Source organism: Blastococcus sp. SYSU DS1021, assembly GCF_054050995.1.
In genome coordinates, this window is the sequence record NZ_JBJHAL010000018.1 from 78,395 (window position 1) to 94,620 (window position 16,226).

At 74.5% G+C, this 16,226-nt stretch carries 15 protein-coding genes; 5 read left to right on the forward strand and 10 right to left on the reverse strand.

What is annotated here, in order from left to right; genetic code table 11:
- Window positions 1–7 precede the first annotated feature (7 nt).
- A complete protein-coding gene (locus ACI8AP_RS14360; protein WP_456590029.1) occupies window positions 8–868 on the reverse strand; it encodes a phosphoribosylaminoimidazolesuccinocarboxamide synthase in 861 nt (286 codons plus the stop codon).
- Window positions 868–2,175 carry an adenylosuccinate lyase gene (gene purB / locus ACI8AP_RS14365; RefSeq protein WP_456590030.1) on the reverse strand — a complete coding sequence of 436 codons (1,308 nt, stop codon included), beginning with the start codon at window positions 2,173–2,175 and terminating at the stop codon, window positions 868–870. Before purB ends, ACI8AP_RS14360 begins: the two co-directional genes overlap by 1 nt.
- A 96-nt stretch (window positions 2,176–2,271) precedes the next feature.
- Between purB and ACI8AP_RS14370 the strand changes: the two genes are divergently transcribed.
- The gene (locus ACI8AP_RS14370; RefSeq protein ID WP_456590031.1) at window positions 2,272–3,720 is read left to right on the forward strand and encodes an AI-2E family transporter; all 1,449 of its coding nucleotides are present in this window, start codon (window positions 2,272–2,274) and stop codon (window positions 3,718–3,720) included.
- On the opposite strand, the gene purD is transcribed toward ACI8AP_RS14370, so the two are convergent.
- Window positions 3,717–5,003 (reverse strand): phosphoribosylamine--glycine ligase, encoded by a 1,287-nt coding sequence (gene purD / locus ACI8AP_RS14375; RefSeq protein WP_456590032.1) that lies wholly within the window; start codon window positions 5,001–5,003, stop codon window positions 3,717–3,719. The genes ACI8AP_RS14370 and purD overlap by 4 nt on opposite strands.
- Before the next feature lie 205 nt (window positions 5,004–5,208).
- Here purD and ACI8AP_RS14380 point away from each other — a divergent pair, with 205 nt between their 5' ends.
- Entirely contained in the window at window positions 5,209–6,234 is a 1,026-nt protein-coding gene (locus ACI8AP_RS14380; protein ID WP_456590033.1) for a glycerophosphodiester phosphodiesterase family protein, read from the forward strand.
- 62 nt (window positions 6,235–6,296) lie between these two features.
- On the opposite strand, the gene rsgA is transcribed toward ACI8AP_RS14380, so the two are convergent.
- Together rsgA and ACI8AP_RS14390 are read right to left on the reverse strand one after the other, a co-directional pair.
- Entirely contained in the window at window positions 6,297–7,346 is a 1,050-nt protein-coding gene (rsgA, locus tag ACI8AP_RS14385) for a ribosome small subunit-dependent GTPase A (RefSeq protein ID WP_456590034.1), read from the reverse strand.
- Window positions 7,347–7,392: 46 nt separating this feature from the next.
- A complete protein-coding gene (locus tag ACI8AP_RS14390) occupies window positions 7,393–8,682 on the reverse strand; it encodes an adenylosuccinate synthase (RefSeq protein WP_456590035.1) in 1,290 nt (429 codons plus the stop codon).
- Window positions 8,683–8,794: 112 nt separating this feature from the next.
- Between ACI8AP_RS14390 and ACI8AP_RS14395 the strand changes: the two genes are divergently transcribed.
- From ACI8AP_RS14395 to ACI8AP_RS14405, 3 genes are read left to right on the forward strand one after another with little or no spacing between them, the layout of a single operon-like run.
- The gene (locus ACI8AP_RS14395) at window positions 8,795–9,409 is read left to right on the forward strand and encodes a hypothetical protein (RefSeq protein ID WP_456590036.1); all 615 of its coding nucleotides are present in this window, start codon (window positions 8,795–8,797) and stop codon (window positions 9,407–9,409) included.
- A 38-nt stretch (window positions 9,410–9,447) separates the two neighbouring features.
- Window positions 9,448–10,581 (forward strand): ABC transporter permease, encoded by a 1,134-nt coding sequence (locus ACI8AP_RS14400; protein WP_456590037.1) that lies wholly within the window; start codon window positions 9,448–9,450, stop codon window positions 10,579–10,581.
- The gene (locus ACI8AP_RS14405; protein ID WP_456590038.1) at window positions 10,578–11,414 is read left to right on the forward strand and encodes an ATP-binding cassette domain-containing protein; all 837 of its coding nucleotides are present in this window, start codon (window positions 10,578–10,580) and stop codon (window positions 11,412–11,414) included. The genes ACI8AP_RS14400 and ACI8AP_RS14405 overlap by 4 nt, the downstream gene beginning before the upstream one ends.
- A 40-nt stretch (window positions 11,415–11,454) precedes the next feature.
- Here the strand turns inward: ACI8AP_RS14405 and ACI8AP_RS14410 are convergent, their stop codons facing one another.
- From ACI8AP_RS14410 to ACI8AP_RS14430, 5 genes are all read right to left on the reverse strand, one after another.
- Complete coding sequence (locus ACI8AP_RS14410; protein WP_456590039.1) at window positions 11,455–11,604, reverse strand: GPGG-motif small membrane protein; 150 nt, start codon at window positions 11,602–11,604, stop codon at window positions 11,455–11,457.
- Window positions 11,605–11,758: 154 nt separating this feature from the next.
- Window positions 11,759–12,181, reverse strand: a complete 423-nt coding sequence (locus tag ACI8AP_RS14415; RefSeq protein ID WP_456590040.1) for a DUF3151 domain-containing protein — start codon at window positions 12,179–12,181, stop codon at window positions 11,759–11,761.
- 2 nt (window positions 12,182–12,183) lie between these two features.
- Window positions 12,184–13,218 carry a class II fructose-bisphosphate aldolase gene (gene fbaA, locus ACI8AP_RS14420; RefSeq protein ID WP_456590041.1) on the reverse strand — a complete coding sequence of 345 codons (1,035 nt, stop codon included), beginning with the start codon at window positions 13,216–13,218 and terminating at the stop codon, window positions 12,184–12,186.
- Between the two features lie 149 nt (window positions 13,219–13,367).
- Window positions 13,368–14,720 carry an FAD-dependent oxidoreductase gene (locus ACI8AP_RS14425; protein WP_456590042.1) on the reverse strand — a complete coding sequence of 451 codons (1,353 nt, stop codon included), beginning with the start codon at window positions 14,718–14,720 and terminating at the stop codon, window positions 13,368–13,370.
- The gene (locus ACI8AP_RS14430) at window positions 14,717–16,135 is read right to left on the reverse strand and encodes an FAD-binding oxidoreductase (RefSeq protein WP_456590043.1); all 1,419 of its coding nucleotides are present in this window, start codon (window positions 16,133–16,135) and stop codon (window positions 14,717–14,719) included. Before ACI8AP_RS14430 ends, ACI8AP_RS14425 begins: the two co-directional genes overlap by 4 nt.
- Between the last annotated feature and the right edge of the window lie 91 nt (window positions 16,136–16,226).

Here is a 16,226-nt window from a genome sequence, read left to right on the forward strand (position 1 = left end):
GTCGGGGTCAGGCGAAGCGGCGGCCGGTGAGCTGCTCGTAGGCGGTCACGTAGCGCTCGCGGGTGGCGGCGACGACGTCGGCGGGCAGCTCGGGCGGCTGCGAGACGCGGTCCCAGCCGGACGACGTCAGCCAGTCGCGCACGAACTGCTTGTCGTAGGAGGGCTGCACCGCGCCCGGCGACCAGGTGTCGGCCGGCCAGAACCGCGAGGAGTCGGGGGTGAGCACCTCGTCGCCGAGCACGAGGCCGCCGTCGGGCGCGACCCCGAACTCGAACTTGGTGTCGGCCAGCACGATGCCCGCCTCGGCCGCGATCTCCGCACCCCGACGGTAGAGCGCCAGCGTCAGCTCGCGCAGCTCCGCGGCCCGTTCGGCACCCACCGCGGAGACGACGGCGGCGAAGTCGATCGCCTCGTCGTGCTCACCCACCTCGGCCTTGGTGGACGGCGTGAACACCGGCGCGGGGAGCTTCGAGCCCTCCACCAGCCCGGCGGGCAGGGGGACGTCGCGGATCGAGCCGGTCCGCTCGTACTCCTTCGTCCCCGAACCGGACAGGTAGCCGCGGGCCACGCACTCCACCGGGAGCATCTCCAGCCGCCGCACCAGCATCGCGCGCCCGGTCACCGACGCAGGTACGTCCACCGCCGACACCAGGTGGTGCGAGGCCCCGAACGAGTCCAGCACCGGGGTCAGCTGGTCGAACCACCACACCGACAGCTGGGTGAGCACCCGCCCCTTGTCCGGGATCGGCGTGGGGAGCACCCAGTCGTAGGCCGAGATGCGGTCCGAGGCCACGAGCAGCAACTGGTCGTCGCCGGCGTCGTAGATCTCCCGCACCTTGCCGCGGGCGACCAGCGGGAGGTCCACCATCAACTCAGCGCCGCCAGCCGGTCGAAGAGCGGACCGAGGTTGGCCACGTACTCCTCCGGCCGGCAGATCTCGTCCAGCCGCGCCTCGTCCAGCGTCACGCCCGAGGCAGCAGCGCGCGTCCGCAGCGTCTCCCGGAAGGGAGTGCCCGAGTTCCACGTCTCCATGGCCGCCGACTGGACCAGCGCGTAGGCGTCCTCGCGGGACTGCCCGCTCTCCACCAGCTCGAGCAGCACCGACGAGGTGTAGATGAGCCCGCCGGTGGACTCGAGGTTCGCCCGCATCCGGTCGGCGTCGACCACCAGGTTCTCCACCAGGCCCGCGGTCAGGTTCAGCAGGTAGTCGGTGGTGATGGCGGCGTCGGGCAGGAACACCCGCTCGGTGGAGGAGTGCGAGATGTCGCGCTCGTGCCAGAGCGGGATGCCCTCCATGACCGGCACGATCGCCGCCCGGACCACCCGTGCGAGCCCGGCGATGCGCTCGGATCGGATCGGGTTCTTCTTGTGCGGCATCGCGCTCGAGCCCTTCTGGCCCGAGCCGAACGCCTCCGACAGCTCGCGCACCTCGGTGCGCTGACCGTGCCGGACCTCCAGCGCGATCGCCTCGCAGACCGTGGCGATGATCGCCAGCGCCGAGACCCACTCGCTGATCCCGTCGCGGAGCACCACCTGGGTGGAGGCGTCGGCGGGCCGGAGGTCCAGCGCCTCGGCGACGGCGACCTCGACCGAGGGGTCGATCAGCGAGTACGTGCCCACGGCGCCGGAGATCGCCACCACGCCGACGGCATCGCGCGCCGCGCGCAGCCGGTCGCGCGAGCGGGCGGCGGCGAAGGCCAGGTCGGCGACCCGGTGCCCCCACACGACGGGCTCGGCGTGCACGCCGTGCGTCCGCCCGACCTTGATCGTCGAACGGTGCGCCAGCCCGTGGTCGCGCAGGGCCGCCACGAGCCGGTCGGCCTTGGCCAGCAGGATGTCGGTGGCCTCGGTGAGCTGGACGGCCAGCGCGGTGTCGAGCAGGTCCGACGACGTCATGCCGTGGTGCACGAACGCCGCCGCCGAGCGGGGTTCGGTGTTGTCGGCCCAGGCCGTGAGGAAGGCGATGACGTCGTGCTGCGTCGTCTCCTCGATCTCGGCGACCCGTTCGGCGGTGGGCGGGGGCGCGTTGCGCACCGGCTCGACGACGTCGGCCGGGACGCGGCCCGCGGCGGCGTGCGCCTCGAGCACCAGCGTCTCGACGCGGCACCACAGCTCGTACTTGTGGGCGTCGCTCCAGACCCGGCCCATGTCCGGAAGGGTGTAGCGCTCGATCATGCGGGTACCGCCCGCCACCGGTCAGCTCGTCGCAGCACGGGGACAGTCTCCCGTAGGGCTAGCGTGATCACGAACGGCCCCTACCGGAGGTGATCGATGCGGCGTCGCGCCCGTGATCTCGCCGTGCGCACCGGGGACCTCGCCGCGCGCGCCCGCGACCGGATCCGTGCCGCCCGCGAGCACGATCCGCACGCCTGGCACCACCACCACGGGCCACCCGATCCCTATCCGGTCGGCATCCGGCACGATCCCGTGCCCGACGGGCCGGGCGATCGGCCGGACGACGCCGGCGCCACCAGCCCGCCCCTGGGCAGCCCGGCCCCCGGCGCCCCGGACCTGGACGGCGTGGTCGGTCCCGGCGGGGTCGGCGGCCCGCCCGACGCCCGCTCCCCCGAGGGGTCCGGGCCGCGCCCTCCCGGGCCGCCGGCCGTCGTCCACCCCGCCCACGCGGAGGACGACGTCCCGTTCGGGCTGCGCACGGCGGCCGCCTGGTCCTGGCGGCTCATCGTGGTGATCGCCGGCTTCTACGTCCTGCTCTCCGCCGCCGCCTACATCGCCGTCGTCGTCGTCCCGGTGCTGGTGGCGCTGCTGCTGGCGGCGCTGCTGCAACCGGGTGCCGCGGGACTCGCCAGACGCGGCTGGCCGCCCCCGCTGGCCGCGTTCACGATGCTGCTGGTGGGCCTCACCGTGGTGGCCGGGATCATCACGCTGGTCGTCGAGCGGTTCACCGCGGGCTTCGCCGACCTGGCCGAGCAGGTGAGCGAGGGCCTCGAGCAGGTCCAGACCTTCGTCGTCCGGCGGTTCCCCATCAGCGAGGGCCAGCTCGCCGACCTCCTCGACCAGGCCCAGGACGTGCTCCTGGACAACCAGGACACGCTGGCCTCCGGGGCGCTGACGACCGCGGCGACGGTGGGCGAGGTCGTCACCGGCATCGTGCTGGCGCTGTTCACCCTCTTCTTCTTCCTCAAGGACGGCCGGTCGATCTGGCTGTGGCTGGTGGGCCTGTTCCCCGCCGCCTCCCGCGCCTACCTCGACGAGGCCGCCCGGCGTTCGTGGCGCACGCTGATCTCCTACGTCCGCGCCACCGTGGTCGTGGCGCTGGTCGATGCCGTCGGCATCGGCGTCGGGCTGGCCGTCCTCGGGGTGCCGCTGGTGATCCCGCTGGCGGCGCTGGTCTTCCTCGGCGCGTTCGTGCCGATCATCGGTGGCTTCCTGGCCGGCACGGTGGCGGTCCTGGTGGCCCTGGTCTCCAACGGCCCGATCACCGCGCTGATCACTCTCGCCATCGTCATCGGCGTCATGCAGCTGGAGGGCCACGTGCTCCAGCCGCTGCTGCTGGGCCGGGCGGTGCGCGTGCACCCGCTGGCCGTGGTCCTCGCGATCGCCGCGGGCCTGCTCGTCGGCGGCATCTTCGGCGCGCTGATCGCCGTCCCCACGGTGGCGTGCGTGAACGTCGCGGGCACCTACCTCAGCCGCCGGCACGAGGGGCCACGGCCGCCCGAACCACGCCCGGAGCGGGCGCGGCCCGTGGTCGCGGCGAGCTAACCGGGAAGGTCGATGCGGCCCTCGACGGCGGCGAGCGCGATGTCGGTGCGCCAGTGCGCGTCGGCCAGCCGGACGCCGGCGACCCGCTCGTAGGCGGCCTGCCGGGCGGCGGCCAGGTCCGAGCCGGTGGCGGTGACGGCGAGGACCCGCCCACCGGCGGAGCGGACCGTGCCGTCGTCGGCGAGCGCGGTGCCGGCGTGCAGCACGCCCTCGCCCTCGGCCCCGGTGATCGGGTCGCCGGTGCGCGGCGCCTCGGGGTACCCCGGTGCGGCGACGACGACGGTCACCGCCGCGCCGTCCCGCCAGCGCAGCGGCGGGTGGTCGGCGAGGGTGCCGGTGGCCGCGGCGTGCAGCAGCCCGCCCAGCGGGGTCTCCAGCAGCGGCAGCACCACCTGCGTCTCCGGGTCCCCGAACCGGGCGTTGAACTCCACCACCCGCACGCCGCGGGAGGTGAGGGCCAACCCGGCGTAGAGCAGGCCGCTGAACGTCTCGCCGCGGCGTGCCATCTCGTCCACGGTCGGCTGCAGCACGGTGGCGAGGACCTCGTCGACCAGCCCGGGCGGCGCCCACGGCAGCGGGGCGTAGGCCCCCATGCCGCCGGTGTTGGGACCGCCGTCACCGTCGTCCCGGCGCTTGAAGTCCTGCGCGGGCACCAGCGGCAGCACCGTCGTCCCGTCGGTGACGGCGAACAGCGACACCTCGGGGCCGTCGAGGAACTCCTCGACCAGGACCGCTCCCCCGGCGTCGAGCACCCCGCGCCCGTGCGCCAGGGCGGCGTCGCGGTCCGGGGTCACCAGCACACCCTTGCCGGCGGCCAGCCCGTCGTCCTTGACCACGTAGGGGGCGCCGCCGGTGAGCGCGGCGACCTCGTCGAGCGCCGTCTCCAGCTCCGCCGGGCCACCGACGGGCCACGAGCGGGCGGTGGGGACGCCGGCCGCCGTCATCACGTGCTTGGCGAAGGACTTGCTGCCCTCCAGCTGCGCGGCCTGCGCCGAGGGCCCGAAGCAGGCGATGCCGGCCTCGCGGACGGCGTCGGCCGCTCCGGCGACCAGCGGCACCTCGGGGCCGACCACCACCAGGTCGGCCCCCCAGTCCCGGGCCAGCGCCGCCACCGCGACCGGATCGGCCGCGGCGAGCCGTTCCCCTCCCGGGGGCGGCGGCGCGGCCACCCGGGTCCCGGCGTTGCCGGGGGCGCAGGCGAGCTCCCGAACCGCAGGGTCGGACTGGAGAGCCACGCACAGGGCGTGCTCCCGGGCACCGGAGCCGATCACCAGCACGCGCACGAGCCGCGACCCTACCGATGCCCGGCCGGCCACGCTCCGGGGCGGCGCCGCCGGGCGGCGAGTCACACCAGCCACAGACACCTCCGGTGATGTCCGTCACAGCAGAGGTGGTCGTCCGCTGGTCAGCGAGCTGGCCTTTCGATCGTGCGCAACCCGTCCCCTCCAGTTCGCCCCGGATTCACCCGATTCCTGTGTGGTGGGTGCCATGCGCGCGACCGAGTCGCTGGCCGTCCGGCCAGGGGCACGCCTTCCCCGGCCCGTCGTCATCGGACACCGCGGCGCTCCGGCCTACCGGCCGGAGCACACGCGGGCCAGCTTCGAGCTGGCCATCGACCTGGGTGCCGACCTCATCGAGCCCGACGTCGTGCTCAGCCGCGACGGCGTGCTCGTCGTCCGGCACGAGAACGAGCTCTCCGTCTCCACCGACGTCGCCGACCACCCGGAGTTCGCCGACCGCCGGACCACCAAGCTGGTCGACGGCGAGCTGTGGACCGGCTGGTTCACCGAGGACTTCACCCACGCCGAGCTGCGCACCCTCCGCGCGGTCGAGCGGATGCCGTCCCTGCGGCCGCTGAACACCGCCTACGACGGCCGCTACGGCATCCTGACGCTGGCCGAGGTCGTCGAGCTGGCCCGCTGCCGGTCGACCGCCGACCGGCCGGTGCGGGTGCTCGCCGAGCTGAAGCACCCCGGGTACTGGGCCGCGCTGGGCATGCACATGGGCGAGCTGGTGGCCGAGGAGCTGCGCCGGCTCGGTGCCGACAGCGCCGAGGGCACCGTGGTGGTGCAGGCGTTCGACCCCGCCGTCCTGCGCGACCTGCGTGCGCGGCTGGGCGAGGACGGCCCCCGGCTGGTCCAGCTGGTCGGTGACGACACGGCAGGCGATGCGATGGTCACCCCGGCCGGTCTGCGGGAGATCTCCACCTACGCGCAGGGCATCGCCCCGAGCCGCGACCGGATCCTGGCCAGCGGTGCCCAGCAGGCGGTCACCGGTACCCCGCACGTGGTCACCCAGGCACACGCCGCGGAGCTGACGGTCCTCTGCTGGACGCTGCGGGCGGAGAACACCTTCCTCCCCGCCCACCTGCGGCGCGGCGACGCTCCCGGAGGGCTCGGGGACGCCGTCGGCGACGCCCTGGCCCTGCTCGCCCTCGGGGTCGACGGCCTGATCAGCGACTCCCCCGAGCACGCCGTCCGCGCCCGCACCGCCATGGCCGCCCAGCTGGTCTGAGCGCCACCGCGCGTCGGTGCGGCGCGGAGCCCGGAGGGCCCCGGCACAGCCCACGCGCCGGCTCAGCCCGAGCCGGTCCCCGGCCTGGCCGCGGTGTCGTCCGGAGGGCGACGACGTCGCTGGGCCCGGTGCACGCTCCGCAGCCGGGCGCGTTCCTCGGCGCGGGCCCGGGCATCGACGCGGAGCCGCTGACGGTGGGCCTCGCCCTGCAGCTTCCGCCAGGCGGTGAAGCGGGCGGGGTCCAGCCGGCCGTCCTCGAGGGCCGTGGCGACGGCGCACCCGGGTTCGGTGCGGTGCGCGCAGTCGCGGTACCGGCACGCGGTGGCGAGCTCCGCGACGTCGGCGAACGCCCGGTCGACGCCCCCAGCGTCGTCGTGCAGGCCCAGTTCGCGCATCCCGGGCGTGTCGATCAGCAGCCCGCCACCGGGCAGCCGGTGCAGCTCCCGGGCGGTCGTGGTGTGCCGCCCGCGGCCGTCCTCGCGGATGTCCCGGGTGCCGGCCACCGCCCGGCCGGCCAGCGCGTTGGCGAGGCTGGACTTCCCGACGCCGGAGGGGCCGACCATCGCCGCCGTCCGGCCGGGGCCGACGAGTTCACCGACAGCGGCCAGCCCCTGCCCCGTCACCGAGCTGACCGGCAGCACCGGGACGCCGAGCGCGTCCTCGGCGACCTGTTCCACCACGGCGGCCACGTCGTCGCACAGGTCGACCTTCGTCAGGACGACGACGGGAGCCGCCCCGCTGCTCCAGGCCACCGCGAGGTAGCGCTCGATGCGCCGCACCCGCGCCTGGCCGATCAGCGCGTCGACGACGAGGACCACGTCGACGTTGGCCGCCACGACCTGCGCCGCCGACGTCCGGCCCGCGGCGGTGCGGGTGAAGGCGCTGCGACGCGGGAGGACGGCGAGCGCCAGCTCCCCGCGCAGCGCCACCCAGTCCCCCACGGCCGGACCGGCCTCGTGGTGCACGGCGGCGGACGGGTGCACGCGTCGCTCACCGTCCGCGGCGAGCACGGTCAGCCGGCCGCGGTCGACCCGCAGCACCCGCCCGGGCTCGCAGCCGGGCGGGAGCTCGGCGACGCGGTCGGCCGTCCAGCCCAGCGCGAGGAGATCCACGCCGGCGATGGTGACGCCCGGTCCGCCCCGCTGTCGCGGGGTTTTCTCAGGCGATGAGGTCGTGGATCACGACGTTCTCGTCGCGGCCGGGGCCGACGCCGATCACGCTGATCCGGGCCCCGGAGAGCTCCTCCAGCCGCCGCACGTAGGCCTGGGCGGCCGCGGGCAGCTCGTCGAAGGTCCGGCAGTGCCGGATGTCCTCGAACCAGCCCGGCATCTCCTCGTAGACCGGCTTCGCGTGGTGGAAGTCGGTCTGCGTCATCGGCATCTCGTCGTGCCGGACGCCGTCGATCTCGTAGGCGACGCAGATCGGCACGGTCTCGAGCCCCGAGAGCACGTCGAGCTTGGTGAGGAAGTAGTCGGTGATCCCGTTGACGCGGCTGGCGTAGCGGGCCACGACGGCGTCGAACCAGCCGCAGCGCCGGTCGCGCCCGGTGGTGACGCCGACCTCGCCGCCCTGCTTGCGCAGGTACTCGCCCCACTGGTCGTGCAGCTCCGTGGGGAACGGGCCGGAGCCGACGCGGGTGGTGTACGCCTTGAGGATGCCCACGACGCGCTCGATCCGCGTGGGGCCGACCCCGGCGCCGACGGCCGCCCCGCCCGCGGTCGGGTTGGACGAGGTGACGAACGGGTACGTGCCGTGGTCGACGTCGAGCAGCGTGCCCTGCGAGCCCTCGAGCAGCACCCACTCGCCGGCGTCGAGCGCATTGCCCAGCAGCAGCCGCGTGTCGACGATGCGGTGCCGGAGCGCCTCGGCGTACTGGCTGTACTCCTCGACGACCTCGTCGACGTCGATGGCCTTGCGGTTGTAGACCTTGACCAGGACCTGGTTCTTCTCCTGGAGCGTCCCCTCCAGCTTCTGCCGGAGGATCGACAGGTCGAGCAGGTCCTGCACCCGGATGCCCACGCGGGCGACCTTGTCGCCGTAGGCGGGGCCGATGCCCCGGCCGGTGGTGCCGATCTTCCGCTTGCCCAGGAACCGCTCGGTGACCCGGTCCAGCGCCCGGTGGTGCGGCATGATCAGGTGCGCGTCGGAGGAGATCACCAGCCGCGAGGTGTCGACCCCGCGCTCCTCCAGGCCCGCCAGCTCGTCGATGAGCACCTGCGGGTCGATCACGACACCGTTGCCGATCACCGGAGTGCAGCCCGGCGTCAGGATCCCGGACGGGATCAGGTGGAGGGCGTACTTCTCACCGTCGGGCGTGATCACCGTGTGCCCGGCGTTGTTGCCACCCTGGTAGCGGACGACGTAGGGGACGCGGCCGCCGAGCAGGTCGGTGGCCTTGCCCTTGCCCTCGTCGCCCCACTGGGCACCGATCAGCACGACAGCGGGCATCGGCTCCTGGGTCTCCTGTTCGGTGGGGTGACGGTCGGCGCGCGACACCCGGATCGATCCGGCCGGCAGGTCGGCCGGGGCGGTGGGGCTGGACGGGTGACAGGGTATCGGCATGTCGTCGGTCGAGTTGGACCTCCGCCGCCTGGGTCCCGGGGAGGCGCCGTTGCGGAGCCAGCTGGAGCCGGTCGCCGGGGCCGGGCAGCTGGTGGTGCGCGGCCCGGTCGCAGCCCTGTCGGGGGTGCTGGCGGCGCTGCTGAAAGCGGGCCGCACGGCAGAGGTGCCGGTGGCCTGGGAGCCGACCGCCGACAAGGGCTCGGCCGCCCTGGCGCGCGCGCTGGGGCTCGGCACGGGCACCACCCGGGATCTCACCCTCGTCCGCGACGACCACGGTGGTGTGCTGCTGCACCACGGCCGGATCGAGGCCCCCGGGAACGGCCGCCGCTCCCTGTCGCGCCGGCTGGGCCTGCAGGCGTACCACGACGACATCAAGGTGGCCGACGGCGAGATCACCCGGATCGACGTCCGACCGGACTGGACCGCCGTCGACACCATCGGCGTGACGGTGATGACCCAGCCGCTGCGCCCCACCCGGCAGACCAGCGGGCGTGCCCTCCAGGTCGCCTCCGACCCCGCTCGGGTGGTGCGCGACGGGGTGCCCTACGTGCGCCCCGTCCCCCGGTGGACCTGGTACGCCGACGACCGGGTGCGGTGGCGCCTGGTCCCCTAGGAGCGGCCTGCGCGGGGCCGGGGCCGTCGTGGACACTGGTGGGGCACCCGACCGCCCGAGGAGGACCCGCTGCCGACGTCCTGCTGTCCCGCTGGGTCGACGTGCCGGTGATCACCGATCCGCGCACCTCGTTCGGGTCCCGCGCCGCCGTGGCCCCCGCCGGTCGCCGCTCCCTGGCGCGCACGCTCACCCGGCCGAGCCTGCCCGCCGTCGTCGGACTCCTCGTGGTCGTCGCCTTCTTCGCGGTGCGGGTGCCGGACCTGGTCAGCCCCTTCGGGCTGGCGACGGTCCTGGACACCGCGGCGCTGCTGGGCATCGGCGGCGTCGCCGTCGCGCTCCTGCTGGTGGCCGGGCAGTTCGACCTCTCGGTCGGGGTGGTCGCCGTCGCGAGCTCACTGCTCACGGCGCTGCTGATCGGCCACGCGGGGTGGGGCACCTGGCCGGCCCTGCTCGTCTCGCTGCTGGCGGCGCTGCTCGTGGGGGTGGTCAACGGCGTGCTCGTCGTGAACACCGGCCTGCCGAGCTTCCTGGTGACCCTGGCGACCTTCCTGATCCTGCAGGGCACCTCGCAGGCCGGGGCCCAGGAGGTCGCCGGCGGCACGCGGATCGGCGGTCTGGACCAGGCCCCTGGCTGGTCGTCGGCGACGGCTGTCTTCGACGCGACCGCGCAGCTGGGCAACGGCCGGTTCAGCGTGAGCATCCTCTGGTGGCTCGGCCTCACCGCGCTGGCCACCTGGGCGCTGTGGCGGACCAAGTTCGGCAACGCGGTGTTCGCCAGCGGGGGCGCCCGGCGAGCCGCGCGTGAGCTCGGCGTCCCGGTGCGCCGGACGACGGTGGCGCTGTTCTGCCTCACCGCGGCAGCGGGCTGGCTGCTCGGCACCATGACGCTGGTGCGGCTGGGCAGCGTCCAGGCCGGCGGGACCGTCGGCATCCTCAGCGGGATCGACTTCATCGTGGTCGCGGTCATCGGCGGCTGCCTGCTGACCGGCGGCTACGGGTCGACGATCGGCGCCGCCGTCGGCGCCCTGCTGTACGCGGTGGCCCGGCAGGGCATCACCCTGGCCGACTGGGACACCCGCTGGTTCCAGGCGCTGCTGGGGGTGCTCCTGCTGGTGGCGCTGCTGGCCAACGGCGAGGTGCGCCGGCGGCTCCGGGCGAGGCCACGGTCGTGAGCTCCGCCGCCCCCGTCGACGAGGCCGCCGCGCCGGGCCCCACCCCGGTCGTGGAGCTGCGCGGCGTCACCGTGCGGCACGGCAGCGTGCCGGCGCTGAGCCGGGTCAGCGTGGCGCTCCTGCCCGGGCAGATCACCTGCGTCCTCGGGGAGAACGGCTCCGGCAAGTCCACGCTCGTGTCGGTGGTCTCCGGGCTGCGCCGCCACGACGAGGGCGAGCTGCTGGTGGACGGCGTGCCCACCCGGTTCCGGTCCCCCCGGCAGGCGCGGGACCTGGGCATCGCCACCGTGTGGCAGGATCTCGCCGTCGCCCCGCTGCTGTCGGTCTGGCGGAACTTCTTCCTGGGCGTCGAGCCCACGCGGGGGGTGTGGCCGCTGCGCCGCCTCGACCTGGACGGAGCCCGCGAGACCACCGTGCGCGCCATGGCCCGGGTCGGCGTCACCGGGCTGGACCCGGACCAGCCGGCCAGCGCCCTGCGGGCCGGGGAACGGCAGAGCCTCGCCGTCGCCCGCGCGCTGCACTTCGGCGCCCGGGCCCTGGTGATCGACGAGCCCGTCACGCCCATGACCGTGGCGCGCCAGACGCTGTTCGGGCAGTCCGTCCTCGCGGCCCGCACCCAGGGGCTGGCGGTCGTCGTCGTCACCAACAACCCGCGCTACGCCCACCTCATCGGTGACCGGTTCCTGCTGCTGGCCCACGGCCAGGTGGCCGGAAACCTCACCCGCGACGACGTCGACGCCGACGTGCTCACCGCGCTGATGGCCGGCGGGGACCAGCTGACCACCCTGACCGACGCGCTCACCGCGCTGCACCCGGAGCTCGGCGAGCGGTGAAACTCCCCCGGGCCCCCGCCGCGCGGGGGCCCGGGGCCGGTCAGCCGGTGAAGATGCTCACCCCGCCCGGGCCGACCAGCAGCCCCACGACGATGAGCACGATCCCCCACAGCAGCTGCCCGCGGAAGATCGAGAAGATCCCGCTGATCACGAGGATCACCGCCAGGATCCACAAGATCGTTGCCAGCATCCGAAACGTCCCTCCTCCGGGCGCCCTGTCGGCACCGTGCACGCTCCGTGGTTGCCGTTGACGGGTCCCGGCAAACCCCGGGTCGCAAAAACCCAGGTGAGGAGTGCAACGGGCGGCCCGCACCGGCGGGCCGCCCGTCACCGATGGTGACTGCTCAGGAGACCAGCGTCGGATCGCAGTCCCGGAGCAGCTGCGTGCAGCGCTCGGCCTCGGCCGTCTCGCCGATGGCCTCGGCCGCCCGTGCCAGGACGGTGACGCAGCGCAGGAAGCCCCGGTTCGGCTCGTGCGACCACGGGACGGGGCCGTAGCCCTTCCACCCGTTGCGGCGCAGCGCGTCGAGCCCGCGGTGGTAGCCGGTGCGGGCGTAGGCGTAGGCCTGGATGGTGTCGCCGAGCGCCCGCTCGGGGCGGCTCATCGCCTCCTCGGCGAGGCCCGCCCACACCGCGCTCACCGTGGGGTGGTGCGCGGCGACCTCCGCGAGCGTGGCGCCCTCGGCGAGCTCGGCGTCGGCCTCCGGCGTGGCCGGCAGCAGCGTGGCCGGCGGCTCGCCCAGCAGGTTTCCGTGGGAGTGGCTCATCGTCAGGCCCCCTGCGACTGGCCGGCCGAGAGCAGGTGCTCGCACGCCTCGACGACACGGGCGGCCATGTTCGTCTCGGCGGCCTTCATGTAGCTGCGCGGGTCGTAGACCTTCTTGTTGCCGACCTCGCCGTCGATCTTCAGCACGCCGTCGTAGTTGCTGAACATGTGCCCGGCGATGGGCCGGGTGAAGGCGTACTGGGTGTCGGTGTCGACGTTCATCTTCACGACGCCGTAGGAGAGCGCCTCGCGGATCTCCGACTCCGCCGAGCCCGAGCCGCCGTGGAAGACCAGGTTGAACGGCTTGGCGTCCTCGCCGAGACCGAACTCCTTCGCGACCAGCGCCTGCCCGCGCTGGAGCACGTCGGGGCGGAGCTTGACGTTGCCCGGCTTGTAGACGCCGTGCACGTTGCCGAAGGTCGCCGCGAGCAGGTAGACCCCGCGCTCCCCCAGCCCCAGCTTCTGCGCGGTGCGCAGGAAGTCGCCGTCGGCGGTGTAGAGCTTCTCGTTGATCTCGGCGACGACGCCGTCCTCCTCCCCGCCGACGATGCCGATCTCCAGCTCCAGCACGAGCTTGGCGGCGGCGGACTTCTCCATCAGCTCCTCGGCGATGTCGAGGTTCTCACCGAGCTCGATCGCCGAGCCGTCCCACATGTGCGACTGGAACAGCGGCTCCTGCCCGGCGTCCACCCGGTCCTTCGACAGCGCGATGAGCGGGCGGACGTAGGAGTCGAGCTTGTCCTTGGGGCAGTGGTCGGTGTGCAGCGCCACGTTGATCGGGTACTTCTCGGCGACGACGTGGGCGAACTCGGCGAGCGCCACCGCGCCGGTGACCATGTCCTTGACCCGGGTGCCCGAGCCGAATTCGGCGCCGCCGGTGGAGAACTGGATGATCCCGTCGCTGCCGGCGTCGGCGAAGCCGCGCAGCGCCGCGTTGATCGTCTCCGAGGAGGTGCAGTTGATCGCCGGGTAGGCGAACCCGCCCTCCTTCGCCCGGCTGATCATGTCGGCGTAGACCTCGGGGGTCGCGATGGGCATGGGGGTGCTCTCCTCCGTCGGGAACGGCTGTACGGCGCTGTACGGGCGAACGTCGGTGATCAGTATCGCGCTGCGCCCCCGGCCGCGACAGCACGGGCGGCAGCGGAGCCCGACCGGGCGACACCGGGTCGGCCCGGGTCGGGCACCGGTCAGCCCTGCTCGATGCGGCTGACCACCCGGGCGGCGACGACCACCGGGTCGTAGGTCGGCGAGAACGGCGGCGCGTAGGAGAGGTCGGACCCGGCGAGGTCCTCGGCGGTCATCCCCGCCCAGATCGCGGCGGCCAGCACGTCGATCCGCTTGCCCGAACCGGGGCCGCCGACGATCTGGGCGCCGAGCAGCCGCCCCGAGCCCGCCTCGCTCAGCAGCTTGATCGCGATCTCCTCCGCGCCGGGGTGGTACCCGGCCTTCGTCGTCGCCTCCACGGTGTCGGTGCGGTAGTCGAACCCGGCCTGCTCGGCCTCGGTGGTGCACAGCCCCGTGCGGCCGATCTCCAGGTCCCCCACCTTGGTCAGCGCCGTCCCCAGCACCCCGGCGAAGCGGGCTGCCCGGCCGCCGACGACCGAGCCGGCCACCCGGCCCTGCTTGTTCGCGTGGGTGCCCAGGGCGACGTGGGCGACCTCGCCGGTGACCCGGTGGAAGGTCTGCGAGCAGTCGCCGGCGGCGTAGATCTCCGGGTGCGAGCGGGTGCGCTGGGTGCGGTCGACGTCGATGGCGCCGGTGGTCCCGAGCCGGATGCCGGCCTGCTCGGCCAGCGCCACCTCCGGCCCCATGCCCAGGCCCAGCACCACCAGGTCGGCGTCGTAGCTGCCGGCGTCGGTGCGCACCCCCCGCGCCCGGCCCGACTCGTCCACCAGGATCTCGCGGACCGCCTGGTCGGGGTGCATCTCCATGCCCATGGCCCCCATGCCGGCGCAGACCCGCTGGGCCATGTCGGCGTCGAGCAGCTGCATCGGCAGCGGGTCGGCGAGCACGACGGTGACCGCCAGCCCCCGCCGCTGCAGCGCCTCCGCCATCTCCAGCCCGATGTAGCCGCCGCCCAGGACCAGGGCGCGGCGGGGACCGGCGTCCAGGGCGGCCCGGATGGCGGCGCCGTCGTCGAGCCGGTGCACGCCGAAGACGCCCGGCGCGTCCAGGCCGGGGATCGGCGGGCGGGTCGGGCGGCCTCCCGTGGCGACGAGGAGGCGGTCGTAGCCGATCCGCTCGCCGGTGTCGGTGACGACCTTCCCGGCGTCGGGATCGATCCCGACCGCCCGCGTGCCGGTGTGCACGGTGATGTCCCGGGCGGCGAACTCCGCCGGCGTCCGGGCGATCAGCTCGTCCCGGCCCTGGACCTCCCCGCCCACCCAGTAGGGGATGCCGCAGGCGGAGTACGAGACGACGTCGCCCTGCTCGAGCACGACGATCTCGAGGTCGTCGGCGTTCCGCAGCCGGCGGGCCTGGGCCGCCGCGGACATCCCGGCCGCGTCGCCTCCGATGACGAGGAACCGCTCCCTGCTCATCGCCCCAGCGTGGCACCGGCCGGCGCGCTGCGGAACACCGTGCCGGGGTTGAGCAGGCCGGCCGGGTCGAGCGCGGACTTGATCGAGCGGTGCACGTCCAGCGACACCGGGCCGATCTCGCGCTCCAGCCAGTCGACCTTGAGCACACCCACCCCGTGCTCGCCGGTGATCGTCCCGCCCAGCGACAGCCCGAGCTCCAGGATGTCGTCGAAGGCGGCGTAGGCCCGCTGCCGCTGGTCGGCGTCGCCGCCGTCGAAGCAGACGGTCGGGTGCATGTTGCCGTCGCCGGCGTGCCCGACCACCCCGACGACGACGGCGCGCTCCGCGGCGATGCGGTCGCAGCCGTCGAGGAACCCGGCGATCCGCGACCGGGGGACGGCGACGTCGTCGATGAGGATCGCGCCCCCCACCTGCTGCAGGGCGGGCAGCGCCATGCGCCGGGCGGCGAGGAGCAGATCGCCCTCGGCCTGGTCCTCGGTGGAGTGGACGAACTGCGCGCCGGCCTCCTCGCACAGCGCGGTGAGCGTCGCGATCTCCTCGGCGGCGGCCGCCCCGCCGGTATCGGACTGCGCCACCAGCAGCGCGCGGGTGTCGTGGTCCAGGCCGGCCTTGAGCACCTGGTCGACGGTGCGGATGCAGGTGTTGTCCATGATCTCCAGCAGGCTGGGCACCAGCCCCGCGGTGACCACCCGCTCGACGACCTGGCCCGCCTGGGCCGTCGTGGCGAAGGATGCGGCGAGGGTGACCGGCGCCTTCGGTGCGGGCCGCAGCGCGAGCGTCGCCTCGGTGATGACGCCGAGGGTGCCCTCGGACCCCACGAACAGCCGGGCGAGGTCGTAGCCGGCCACGCCCTTCACGGTGCGGCGCCCGGTGCGGAGCACCCGGCCGTCGGCCAGCACGACCTCCAGGCCCAGCACGTAGTCGGTGGTGACGCCGTACTTGACGCAGCACAGACCGCCGGAGTTGGTGGCGAGGTTGCCGCCGAGGGTGCACCAGTCGTAGCTGCTCGGGTCCGGCGGGTAGAACAGCCCGCTGCCGGCGACCGCGTCGCGCAGCTGCTTGTTCACCACCCCCGGCTGGACGACGGCCAGCCGGTCGGCCGGCGAGACCTCCAGGACGGCGTTCATGCGGGTCATCACCAGCGTGATGCCCCCGTCCACGGCGTTGCTGCCGCCCGCGAGCCCGGAGCCGGCGCCCCGCGGGACCACCGGGAGGCCGTGCCGCGAGGCCACGCGCATCACCGCGACGACGTCGTCGGTGCGGCGCGGGAACACCACGGCCGCCGGGGTTCCGGCGGGCGCCATCATCGCCTGGTCGCGGGCGTAGCCGGCCGTCACGTCGGGGTCGGTCAGGACGCCGTCGGGGCCCAACGCGTCGGTCAGCTCGGCGAGCCACGTCGCCGTCGTCGTGGTCACCGTCACACCGTACGGCCTCCAGTCCGGGGGGGGGGGGGGGGGTGGGGGGTGGGGGGGGGGGGGGGGGGGGGGGGGGGGGGGGGGGGGGGGG